Consider the following 12,335-nt stretch of genomic DNA (forward strand, 5'->3'; position numbering starts at 1 on the left):
ATATTTAATTTAGGATTTTTTTATAAAAAAATTAAAATTTATATTTAATTTCTTTGAAAACTCAAGTTTAATCTTATAAAAATATTTTTTCTTAAAAAGAATAGTAATTCAAAGTTGAAAAATCAACTTTTCACGGACATTTTATTCAAACCCAGTACTAACAAAGATTTAATAAGGTTATAAATCCTAATTTTCTAATGAGCATTAGCTATTTTTTTGATAAATACTTTCAGTTTATAGTTATTATACTAGTTTTAATTTTATTTTTTTCATTTATACCTAAAGTTGAAGATAGTAATTCTGAAGTTTTTATGGTTGAAGTTGATAATGAAACTAAGGTTAATGATGATTTAATTATTGAGAATACTTCTTTGTCTTTAGTTCATATGAATGATTTGGATGAGGATGAGATGTATTATTGTTTTAATGATAATAGTGAAGTAATATTTGAGAGTTATTTATCTATCAATTATTTTTATGAGTCTTTTGATTCTAAAAATAAAAATGAGAGAATATTTTATAAGAATGTTTTATACCAGAGTATTGATGAAAATGATTGTGATTGGATAATTCAGGATTATAATGGAATTTATGAAAATTTCAAATTAACATTTTTAGAATATTTTAGTGATGTAGATTATAATTGTGAAAAATTAGATTTTGAAGAAAGTATTTTTTTTATGAATGGTAGTTCTTTAAAAATATGTGAAGATTATTTTAATATATATGATTTGGAGGTTTTAGATGATGAAATTTAATTTTAATCTTTTTTTAATTTTGTTTAGTTTATTAATATTGATTCAAGGAGTTTATTCTTTGGAGTGTAGTGCGGGTGGTATGGTTACTGGAGTTGAAATTTCTTTAGATGATAATTCTTTTTCTTCTGATTTTGATGGGACTAGTGGAATAATATATAAATTAGATTTTAATCCACTTTTAGGAAAATATGATTTATGGCAAACTAATAATTTAGCAACTCGTTCTGATATGGGAAATAATATCGTATATTCTACAGCTGGTTTAAATCCTGCTACTCATTTGATTGATAGTAGTGAGTTAGGAGAGGTTTTGAGAATTGATACTAGTTTGTATGAGAATATTTATGTTAAAGAAATTTCAAAGAATACAGGAAGTTGTGATGCTTATTCTTATCAATTACTAAAACATTATTCTAGAATGATTGATATTGGTGGAACAACAACAAATTTTTATATTTATGATTTTGGAAGTAGAATGATTACTATGAATGTTAATTCAGAAAATACCCAATATTATAGTATGAATATTAAGGATTATTATTCAGGAGATTTTAGAGTGAGAAGTTGGATTAGGAAAGGTTCAACTCCATATTCACCAACATTTCAATTATTTGAAGTAAAATTATGGTTTGATGGTGGAAGTTTAGATATACCTACTGTTACGAGACTTGATAGTTATTCTCATAATCCTATAATTGAAGGAAATTCTTATTTTACAAGATATCAATTTCACAATCCTTCTCCAACAGAAGATAAAAATGTTAGTTTAAAATTACAAACTTGGTCTGGAGATGCAAACCCTCACTTAAACATTTACTCACATTATATGGAAAATGAAATTATAGATAAAATAACTCTAGCGCCATTAGAAACTAGAGTTTATCAGTATGATTATATAATTCCTTTAGAATTAGATGAAATTGGTTTAAATTCATATAGGGCAGCAGAATATATTCGATTTGTTGATGACCCAATTCTAGGTAGTCAATATTTAATTAGGAGTTGGCCAAAGATAGGTTCTTTAGATCATAGTTATTTAGCTCCAGATATTCAAAAAGAGACTTTTGTTCAAGGTACTACTAATGATGGAATTCCTTATGTGGGAACAGATTATCTATTGAAAGAATATAATCTTTGGTATCCACATACTGTTGAAGCAGGAGATTATGATTATGAAATCCTATTATCTAAAAAAAATGCTACCTCTAGTTGGAATAATTTTTATACAGATAGAACTACTTTTAATGAACATTTAAATAATAATCAGAATAAAAGGCAAAGTTTTGTTTATCCTTTGTATGATTTTGAGAATTGGGTAGGAGAATCAGTAAAATTTGATATTCAGAGTTATTGGAATACTAAAAATTGGAGATTTTTCTATGACACTACTTCTAGAGGGAATTTTGATATAGATTTAGATTTTTCACATTTGCTTATGTCAACAGATTTACCACTTTATTTTTATCCAAATTTAGGTTCTGATGAATTATATATTAGAGATGTTTTATTTAATTTAAAAGATTATAAATTGAGAGATGTTTCAATTAGTACTAAAATTTTAGACCCAATTTCAGGTGTTGAAAATTCAAATTTTATTGTTACTGCTCCATCAAATTTTGATGTTCCTGCTAAAGCTTCATATCCAATACCTATTTCAATTAAATATACTGGGCCCGTTGTTAATGAGAAATATATTTTGATAATTAATTATTCTTATTATGATGAAATTAATGGTGTTAATGTTTCTAAAATGTTGTATGGTGATATTTATGTAAAATCTGATTTAGTTGTTGGCAATTATTATGATTTAATTGTTAAAAGAATAAATTATGATGATTTGTATCTTGGGAAAAATTCTAATGTTGAAGTAGTATTTGAAAATCAAGGTAATGCTCCTATTTCTTCTTCTCATAGGGTTTCTTTATATTATAAGAATTTGACTGAGAGTATTTTTCATTTAATTGATTCAAAAATAGCTTTAAGTACTGATAGTAATGTGATTTTTAATTATATTCCTCTTGATACTGGAAGTCAAATTTTAAAAGTTGTTATTGATGAAGATGATGATATTAATGAGAACTCAATTTATTCAGTTTATGGAGAGGAAAATAATGGATTGGCAAGTATTTCATTTGTTCGTGATATCGATGTTGTTTTGGATTTTGCAAGGCCTCTTTATGATCAAGTTGTTGATGAAGGAGTAATTCCATTTGAAATAAGGATTCATAATGCTGGAGTGGGAGGTATTGATGAGTTTGATGTTGATTTAAATATTAGTTGGAAGAATGATTATTGGTATTTTAATGATACTTATTATAATATTCCTGAAGAAGGTAGAACATTTATGTATTATTGGAATGTTACTGATGTAACTCCTGGAGTTCATGTATATAATGCGAGAGCTTTACCATTGTATGATACTGATTATTCAAATAATATTAAGAGTGGAGCTATGGATTTTTGTCCTTTACCTTGGTATTCTTCACCTATTGATTGTTTCTCTAATTGTGATTATACTTGTATTGATAAGTTTAATCTTCGTTATAAACCAAGTTGTGATGGTGTTAATGGTTGTGATTATTTTAATGAAGATTTTGCATTGTCTTGTGGTGGATATACTAAAGATAGTTTTGCTGATTTTAATGAAACTCATACGGCTTTGTGTCCTGATGCAAGTATAGTTTTATCTAAGAGAATAACTAATCAAAGTATAGATATAAGAGGTAATTGTACTGACATATTTTTACAAAAATCTCCGGTTTTGTTAGACGGAGAAAGTGTTTTGATGAATTTGATTACTTGTACTCATTAATTTTTATTAAAAATGAATAATTATATAATACTATTACCTTCTTCTGAAGGGAAAAATGAAGGGGGAAGTGAAATGACTTCAGATGTGTTAAATAGTAATGCTTTTGATAATCTAGTTTCAAATATTTATGAGATTAATAATAAATTAAAAGAAACAATATCTAATTCTCAAACTAATATTGAAAAATTATTTGAATTAAAAAATAAGAAATTAGAAATTGCCAAAGAAATTACTATAAATTTTGAGAATGAAAAAGTTATGAGTGTAATTGATAGATACTCAGGAGTTATGTTTAAATCAATAGATTATAATTCATTTGAGGAGAAACAATTGAATAATTTTAATACTTCAGTTTTATTTATTGATGGCCTTTTTGGATTGCTTAGACCACTTGATAAAATACCAAATTATAAATTAAAGGTGACTTCAAAAATAGGTGATTTAGATATTACTAAATATTGGCAAAAGAATCTTAGAGAGACTTTACTTAAAAATCTGAAAGGTAAAGTAATAATTGATTTACTTCCGCAAGCACAAAGAAAAATATTAAAATATGTTGAAGATGATTTAGAGATAATTAAAATAAATTTTTTTGAGTGTAAATTAGGAGTATTGAAAAATTCAGGACATATATCAAAACAATTAAAAGGAGACATTGTAAGATATATTGTGAGTAAAGATATAATTAATCTTGAAGATATAGCAAAATTTGAACATATATCAGGATATCTATTTGATGATAAATTATCAACAAGTAAAGAATTAAAATTTGTGAAAAATATAGATTAGTTTAATTCTAATCTAAAGGTCTGTTTAACTAACGCTAATAAATATTTCTTCTCCTTGTATGTTATCTTCTTTTAATAATTCGTCAATAGCTACTTTTGTGTCTTTAGCTGCATATCCATAAATTAAAATTGAGTTATATCCATCATAGTATCTAATTACTGCTTCATTAATGTCTAATTCGGAATCAGGTGCAAGTGTTGGAAAATTTACTCCTAATATTTGTGCTGCAACCTTATTTACTGCTGGGCCTCCGATTATTATTTTATTATTTAAATCATTAACTTGTGTATCTAGAATTATTTTTGGTGCTTTGATATTGATTATGTCTTCTTCACTTAAATTTTCAACTTTCACAATTTCATATCCATCATCAATTAGTTCATCTCTTTTGTCGTCTAATTCATCTATGTCAATTATTATTGATTTAGTATTTTCTTCTATATTATTATTTCCAAATAAGATATCTACTTCACCTCTAATTTGTTCTTCTGAGACCATGATTTTTACATTGTCTTGTGTATCTGTGTCATATTCAACTATTGTTCCATAAACTGTAACATATCTTTCTACATCATCGTTGTCTTCAATTTCTGCAAATCCTACATTTACGAAGTCTGGGTCATTATCATCGATTATTAAATCAAATTCATCATCGGATAAATCCCATCCAAGAGTTACATTAAATCTTTCTAGAATATCTGTAGAATCATCACCATCAGCATCACTTGTATCAAGAGATATCTCTAGGTATCCTGAGATTCCTGTACTTTCGATATTAGTAAAATCTAATATTAAATCATTTTCATATGCAATGATTGGACTTCCAAATTCAGAAGTGTCTAGTTGAAGTGTTCCAAGTACATTGTTATCTATTGTATTTATAAGGTTTAGAGCGATTTCTGGGTCAAATTCGTCAGGTTGCACCTCTTCTATCGCATCATCGTCAAATATTTCGTCTAAATCGATTTGTTTATCATTTGAGTCAGAATTTGTTATTTCATATAAGTATTGATTATCTGTATCTTATGACATTAGGAATCCTGAACCTTCAATGTCATTTTCTGAAAAATTTATTAGAATTTCTGTTGCGCTAACACTTGTAATTCCATTTGGTAGATAGAGTCCTAAGTCTGAGCCAGAGAAGAATACTCTGTCATCATCTGAATCTCCTTGAAGGTATGTTTCTCCGTCTGCTCCATTTGTAGAGGTCGTAAATATGAAATCTCTACTTAGTCTATCATTGTTAAATAGTTTTCCATCTAAATTTATTGTATCATCATCGACATTTATTTCTAATATGTTATAATCTACATTACCTTCAATTCCTTCATATCTAATTTTAAAACTGTTGAATAATACATCTTCTAAATAATCTCCTTCTTCTAGAAGGGTTTCTTCATCTACTTTGTATGTAATTGTAATTATATCCATGCCAATGTTTCCATCAGAGAAGTCAGAAGTTATATCATATTCTTCAAATTCATCATTAATTTCTTGTTCGTTTACTTCAACTCTTCTGTTGTTGTCTTTAAGGTTAATTTTTTGACCACCTATAACAATTTCAGCAAAACCATTTACACTATCTCTGCTACTATCAACTAAATCTGTAACAGCAATTGTTAAACCTGAAATTTCGTCTGTATCAAATAAATCTATACTTTCTGTCTTTCCATTAACTTCTAATGATACTTTATTTTCGGTTACAATATTTACATAAATTTCGTAATCTTCTCCATCGATTTTTAGAGTTGTTCTTTCATCTTCTTCAAGAGATATTTTATTTGTTCCACCTATTAATTCTAATTCATTTAAATCTGAGCCATCAGCATCAATATTTACAATAGTAAATTCATTTCCCATAATTGTTAGAACTTCACCAACCATATCATTATCCAAATCAGTTGTATCATCTAAATCTATTGCAGAACTAAAATCAATTGTGTATTGCGCAAAACTGTCTCCATTATCGTAATAAATTCCATCAGTTATTTCATCTAATGTGTCAATATCATTCCAGAATGCATAATTGAATTCACCTCCTAGCATTTTAAGTTTTTGATCATAATCCTCATCAGAGATTCCGTTATCAAAGTTCTCTTCATTTAGAAAGTCTGAATCGGAGTCATCAAAACCATTTATTTCTGAAACCTCTTCTAGAGTTTCTCCATAATTTAGTTCATTATTACTTTTTATGGCATTTAATTTGTCATCGCTATCTATTCTCTCATCTTTGTAAGTAATTCTTACAAGGTTTGTTTTGTCTTGAAAATTATTTGATTCTTCATCTATTGTTATACCTGTGTCTTTTAGTTTTTCTATAATTAATTGTGCATATGTTGCATCAATTGCTGCATTTGAACCAACAACTATTTCTGCATCTATTTGATTGTTTTTTATGAAACTTTGTGGGAATTCGTAAGTATTAAATGCAGAGGTCAATATGATGTACTCAATATTGTAGTAATTCCTATAACTGCTATTTTTTTGATTTTTGTGAAGATTTTCTTTCTTTTTTCTTTTTCAATAAATTTACAATTAGTAGTCATTTTGATTCACCCCGAGTTTTCACTCATTTTTAGACTACAAGTATGTTTTCTTGTATTTATAAAACTGATTGATTGTGAATTTTTTGTCACTATATATTGTTGTAAAATTAAGAAAAAGTTTAAGCAATAAATAATAGATAAATTGCAACTATAAGATAGATTAGTGTTGCTATTGTTCTAAAACTGCTTAAAAAACTGATATTTTGAATTATTAGTGCAATAATGATTGCTCCGCCCATAAATTTATTTGATAAAGATATATGTTTTCCCATAATTAAGTATTATATTATTCATTTAAATATATTTCTAATAATGAAAGATGTTTATAAGTTAATGAATTTTTAGTTATTTATGTTTAGAGTTGATAAATTTGTAGTTTTTGTTTCTTATATTATTAGATTTTCATTTATTGCGACTATTATTGTTGCAGGATTTGAAATGCAGTGGATTACTGTCTTTTTATCTTCTCTTGCTTTAATATTAACTTTTATTCCATCTTTAATTGGTAAAAATTATCAAATAGGTTTACCAATAGAATTTGAATTATTTTTGTTGGTTTTTATTTTTGCATCTATTATGCTTGGAGAGATTCATTCTTATTATACTAGGTTTTGGTGGTGGGATGTTGTTTTACATATAAGTTCTGGTTTAATTTTAGGAATGATTGGATTTTTGATAATTTTCATTTTGAATTATGAAAAGAAGATCCATTTAAATTTAAATCCAATTTTTATTGCTTTGTTTTCTTTTTCTTTTGCTTTATCAATTGGTGTTATTTGGGAAATTTTCGAATTTTCAATGGATCAGATTTTTGGTTTTAATATGCAGAAATCTGGCATTGTTGATACTATGTGGGATTTAATTGTTGATAGTATTGGAGCATTAATTGTTGTAACTGGTGGATATTTTTATACTAAGAAGGTTAAGGTGCCAATTTTTCATCATATGATGTTTAAATTTAGAGAAAAGAATCCTAGAGTATTTTTGAAAACTAAGATAATTAAAAAGAAAAAAGTCTAATCTATATTTTTTTTGACTATTTTTGTTCTTCTTAGTAATGTATTTCTAGATATAATGTATATTAAATAATTTTTATTTTCATAATGTATTGTTTCTTCGTGTTCAATTTTTAATTTGTATTTTTTTAGATAGTTTTTATTTATTTCTTCGTTTGAGATTACACAAATTTTCTTTTTTGAAATAAATTCTGATTGGTAAAAAAATTCCCTTTGCATTTCATCATTTAATTTGTTAAAAAATGAGAATACATAATCTATGCTTTTACTCTTAAATTTTACATCTAACCAGTCTAATTCGTATTGGGATAGTTTTATTTTTTGTCCAGAATAAGTAATATTTTCTTTGATTAGTTTGAATTCTTTATTCTCCTGGAGTACGCCTATATATTTGTTCTTGTCAATTGTGCTTTTTGGGATAATTGATTTTCGTAGTTCTTTGTATATTGGTAATTCATGTCTGTGTTTCACATTGAGAGCTTTTCTTGGGTAGAATAAAGATGTTTCAATTATTATGTCTCCAATATTTGCAATTGGGTCAATTATTGAGAGTTCTTTTTCTTTGTTTATATTTAATAAATAAAGTGCATAATTCACAATTAATGGGCTTAGTTTATATTTAGATTTGTTTAGTTTGTAGTCTCTTTTAGTTAAATTAAAATTTGTTAAATCTATTTTTTCTTTATCTTTTATCAAAAATATTTTTTCAACTGTTCGTGAGTAGTAGATTATGTTATAACAAAATTCAATCATATCTTTTTCTTCTTTGAATTCTACTTTGAAAATATTCTCTTCTTGATTTATTTTATTATTGGTATATTCATTGATTTCTTGTTTTGCAAGTTCTTTTATGAATTCTTGAGTTTGAAGATGTATTTCATACATTTTTAATTTTAGTTAGTATGAATCCTGCTCTTGAATTTTTGTCATCTTTGATTTCATACCCTAATTCTTCAATTTCATCTCTTAGTTTATCTGATTCTTCAAAGTTTTTATTTACTCTTACTTTTACTCTTTCTTTTGCAAGTTCTAGTACTTCAAGAGGTATTTCTTCATCATCTTTGATTAAACCTAAAACTTTGTCTGTTTTTTGCATAAATATTTTTGCAAGTTTTAAATCATTTTTAGAGTATTCTTTTATTTTATTAAATTCTGTCATGAATTCATATACTGCACTTAGGGCAATAGTTGTATTTAAATCATCAAATATTGCATTTTCGAATTTTTGCATATTTTCTTCATATATGTTTTTAGTTTGCTCTTCCTCAGATTCAGATTTTAACATCTTAAGTTTGGTAAAAAATTTATTGATTTTTTCTACATTTGTTTCTCCTGCTTTTAGGCTTTCAAATGTAAAATTCATTTCTTTTCTATAATGTGTTCTAAGGCAAGTTTCTCTAAAAGCTAGAGGGTTGAATCCTTTTTCAATTATTGTGTCTACATTGTACACATTTCCTAAGGATTTTGACATTTTCTCATTTTCGATTTTTAAATGCGCATTGTGCATCCAAAAATTTATTTGTTTTACTGCTCCTGAACAAGTATTCTGAGCAATTTCATTTTCATGATGAACTGGGATATGATCAACTCCTCCTGTGTGGATATCAATTTTATCTCCTAAATATTTTGAAGACATAGCACTACATTCGATATGCCATCCTGGAAATCCTTCTCCAAATTTAGAGTCCCATTTCATAATGTGTTTTTCATTATCTCCTGTTAAAAATTTCCATAATGCGAAATCTTGAGGATTTCTTTTTTCTGTGTCTACTTCTACTCTTGCTCCTACTTGTTTTTCTTCTAAACTTTGGCCTGAGAGCTTTCCGTAGTCTTTAAATTTAGAGACATCAAAGTATATTCCATCAGATGTTTTGTATATGTAATTTCCTTTTTCTAGTTCTTCAATTATTTCAAGCTGTTCTTTTATGTTCTCAGTTGCTCTTGGTAAGTGTTTAGGTAAGATTACATTTAATTTTCCTAAGTCTTGTATGTAGAGTTTTTCATAGAATTTTGCAATTTCGAAAGGGTCTTTTTTTTCAATTTTTGCAGCTTTGAGCATTTTATCTTCTCCTTCATCATCATCAGAGACTAAATGGCCTACATCAGTTATATTTGTGACATCTTCTAATTGATAGTTAGCGTATCTTAGAATTCTTTTTAGGGTGTCAATAAATATTGCAGCTCTTAAGTTACCTATGTGTTGTCTTGAATACACTGTAGGTCCACAAGAGTATATTTTTACGATATTACTATTTATCGGTTTAAACTCTTCTTTTTTTTTAGTTAGAGTATTGTAGAGTTCAATCATCTATATATAAGAAAATATGTATTGTTTAAAAATATGATTGTTTATTTAATCATAAAAATTTGGATTAATAATAGTTATTTTTGGTAAACTCTCAATTAATGTTTCGATTTTATCTTCAGTTTTTATAATTTTTCCATCTCTATCTAATGTTTCTTTTGTGTATGTTACAATTAATTTTACTTTCACTGATTGTGATGATTCGTATCTTGTTGTATCTGAAAGACTAATTTTTTTAGTAGGAAGTTTATCTCCAATTTTTGAGATTTTTTCATTATATTCAATATTTCCTAGCAATTTTGAATAACTATCTTCAAGTTTTATTTCTTGAACTATAATGTTTTTTATATTTACTGAAGATTGTGGGAATTTGAATAGAGTTATGTCTAATTCAATATTGTTTTCATCATCCGTATTTAGAATGTAGGGTTCATTATAGTTTGTTCTTACATCAAATACTATGTCTGAGTTTTTTAGTTCTTTTGAGATAGTATTTTCTACAACTTTTTCATTTTGTGTAAATACGCATTCTTTTTGTTCATTACATACTTTATCTATATATTCTCCTAGATTCCCATCACATCCTAAGTCTTCATCAGGATGATCTTTTGGAACATCTTCAGGAGCATTACAATATGTTTCACCATCTTCGATTACACCGTTAGTTGGTGAGTTTTGAGGAATTGATTTATCTATTACGCATTCATTAGTATCTTCATCAAATTTGTATTTTTTATAAGTTGTATCTTCTAAAGAACAGTCAATATCACTTCCACATCCTGAAATGAAGATTAATGAGATTATTAAAGATATAAAAATTAGATTTTTAATTTTCATTTTATTGAATGTTTAGAGTTACGATTTTCGTATCTTTTGTTCCATCGATAAATTCAATCCCAAATTTAGCATAATAGGTTCCAGTGTCTATATCTGAATTTGTTTTTACAATAATTGGATACGCTTCTTCTTCACCCGTTTCTAATATTATTGGAGCAGTGAATATTGTGAAATCAGATTGACTCATTAAATCCCCAGTTGATCCTTTAGTTATACTTAATGAAAATTCACCATCTATTCCTACTAAATTTCCTGTTGCTGAAGGTTCATATGGTCCAGTTGAAGGATTTCTAATTTTCATATAAAGCTTAGCTCCTTCTTTATCTCCTTTCTTAACGATTTGTGTTGCAGGCGAAATTACAAAGTTGCCTTCTTCATTAAGTACTTGATTTAATTTATTTTGATCATCTGCACCAACTTGTCCAGAAATACTGTTTTGAGCATCTCCTAAAAATCCTGTGACAAATGCGATTATTAATCCAAGAACTGTAAGTCCAATCACTAACATAATGATTAAATTTATACTTAGTTCTACGGCACCTTTTTTATTATATTTTACCATATAAGAAGTTCTTCATTTTTTTATTTAAATAAGTTTTTAGTTATGTTTGAGAGTGACATCTTGAAATAGATGTTTTATTTACTCAATAATTAGATTTATTATTTGAGTAGAAGTTGTTGAATTATCAAAATTAATTTCAAATTCTATAATGTATTTACCTTTTTCTATTTCTGAATTTAAAGTAATTTCTAAGATTGATGCTTGTTTCTCTGTGCTTTTTAATTGGATGGGGGGTGAGAAAATATTAATAGGATTAGTTATTGAATTTGTTGCTTTATTTTTGATTGAGACTTTGAAGTTTGAATTGTTATCTTCAAGATTTAATTGAAAGTCATTTAAACTAGGGTTTTCTAGTTTCATATATAATTTAACTTTCTCATTATTCTCTTTTTTGATAGTTGTTGTATTTGGTAATATTATGAATATTCCGTCTTTATTTAAAATTGAATTTAGACTTTCTACATTTAATAGATTTTGAGAAGTTATTTCGTCTATATCTTTTTGGGTGTTTGTTTCTTTATTTTTATTGTATTGTAATAGTGTAATTGTTGAAATTATTATTATAAGAGTTAAACCTATTAAAATTAAGTTTAGTGTTTTTAGTTTGTTTTGTTTATTTTGTTCCATAGAATTTTAATTTTCTTTTCTTTTAAATATATTTATTAATTATTTGGTTAAGTAAATATACAATATTAATAAATTATAAAAAA

General features: G+C 26.3%; 12 protein-coding genes. 4 read left to right on the plus strand and 8 right to left on the minus strand.

Going from position 1 to position 12,335, the window contains the following annotated elements:
- Nucleotides 1–197: 197 nt before the first annotated feature.
- Genes PF569_06350 through yaaA form a run of 3 tightly spaced genes read left to right on the plus strand, consistent with a single transcriptional unit; the run spans nucleotide 198 to nucleotide 4,359 of the window.
- Nucleotides 198–758: a hypothetical protein gene (locus PF569_06350; protein MDA3855858.1), complete on the plus strand. Its 561-nt coding sequence runs from the start codon at nucleotides 198–200 to the stop codon at nucleotides 756–758.
- Nucleotides 748–3,570, plus strand: coding sequence for a hypothetical protein (locus tag PF569_06355; GenBank protein ID MDA3855859.1), 2,823 nt, complete (start codon nucleotides 748–750; stop codon nucleotides 3,568–3,570). Before PF569_06350 ends, PF569_06355 begins: the two co-directional genes overlap by 11 nt.
- Nucleotides 3,571–3,582: 12 nt before the next feature.
- Complete coding sequence (gene yaaA / locus PF569_06360; GenBank protein ID MDA3855860.1) at nucleotides 3,583–4,359, plus strand: peroxide stress protein YaaA; 777 nt, start codon at nucleotides 3,583–3,585, stop codon at nucleotides 4,357–4,359.
- Nucleotides 4,360–4,383: 24 nt separating this feature from the next.
- Here yaaA and PF569_06365 read toward each other — a convergent pair whose 3' ends face one another.
- From PF569_06365 to PF569_06375, 3 genes are all read right to left on the minus strand, one after another.
- Complete coding sequence (locus PF569_06365; GenBank protein MDA3855861.1) at nucleotides 4,384–5,283, minus strand: hypothetical protein; 900 nt, start codon at nucleotides 5,281–5,283, stop codon at nucleotides 4,384–4,386.
- A gap of 99 nt (nucleotides 5,284–5,382) precedes the next feature.
- Nucleotides 5,383–6,798, minus strand: coding sequence for a hypothetical protein (locus PF569_06370; GenBank protein ID MDA3855862.1), 1,416 nt, complete (start codon nucleotides 6,796–6,798; stop codon nucleotides 5,383–5,385).
- Nucleotides 6,799–7,024: 226 nt separating this feature from the next.
- Nucleotides 7,025–7,177 carry a hypothetical protein gene (locus PF569_06375; GenBank protein ID MDA3855863.1) on the minus strand — a complete coding sequence of 51 codons (153 nt, stop codon included), beginning with the start codon at nucleotides 7,175–7,177 and terminating at the stop codon, nucleotides 7,025–7,027.
- 79 nt (nucleotides 7,178–7,256) lie between these two features.
- On the opposite strand from PF569_06375, the gene PF569_06380 reads away from it, so the two are divergent.
- Nucleotides 7,257–7,925: a hypothetical protein gene (locus PF569_06380; protein ID MDA3855864.1), complete on the plus strand. Its 669-nt coding sequence runs from the start codon at nucleotides 7,257–7,259 to the stop codon at nucleotides 7,923–7,925.
- On the opposite strand, the gene PF569_06385 is transcribed toward PF569_06380, so the two are convergent.
- The 5 genes from PF569_06385 to PF569_06405 all read right to left on the minus strand — a co-directional run bounded on the left by PF569_06385 (nucleotide 7,922) and on the right by PF569_06405 (nucleotide 12,252).
- Nucleotides 7,922–8,806, minus strand: a complete 885-nt coding sequence (locus PF569_06385) for a hypothetical protein (GenBank protein ID MDA3855865.1) — start codon at nucleotides 8,804–8,806, stop codon at nucleotides 7,922–7,924. The genes PF569_06380 and PF569_06385 overlap by 4 nt on opposite strands.
- Entirely contained in the window at nucleotides 8,799–10,229 is a 1,431-nt protein-coding gene (gene cysS / locus PF569_06390; GenBank protein MDA3855866.1) for a cysteine--tRNA ligase, read from the minus strand. Before cysS ends, PF569_06385 begins: the two co-directional genes overlap by 8 nt.
- 45 nt (nucleotides 10,230–10,274) lie before the next feature.
- The gene (locus PF569_06395; GenBank protein MDA3855867.1) at nucleotides 10,275–11,063 is read right to left on the minus strand and encodes a hypothetical protein; all 789 of its coding nucleotides are present in this window, start codon (nucleotides 11,061–11,063) and stop codon (nucleotides 10,275–10,277) included.
- A 1-nt stretch (nucleotide 11,064) separates the two neighbouring features.
- Nucleotides 11,065–11,625 carry a hypothetical protein gene (locus tag PF569_06400; protein MDA3855868.1) on the minus strand — a complete coding sequence of 187 codons (561 nt, stop codon included), beginning with the start codon at nucleotides 11,623–11,625 and terminating at the stop codon, nucleotides 11,065–11,067.
- Nucleotides 11,626–11,703: 78 nt separating this feature from the next.
- Nucleotides 11,704–12,252, minus strand: coding sequence for a hypothetical protein (locus PF569_06405; GenBank protein MDA3855869.1), 549 nt, complete (start codon nucleotides 12,250–12,252; stop codon nucleotides 11,704–11,706).
- Nucleotides 12,253–12,335 lie beyond the last annotated feature (83 nt).

This window comes from Candidatus Woesearchaeota archaeon, from assembly GCA_027858315.1.
Taxonomy (GTDB): domain Archaea; phylum Nanobdellota; class Nanobdellia; order Woesearchaeales; family UBA583; genus UBA583.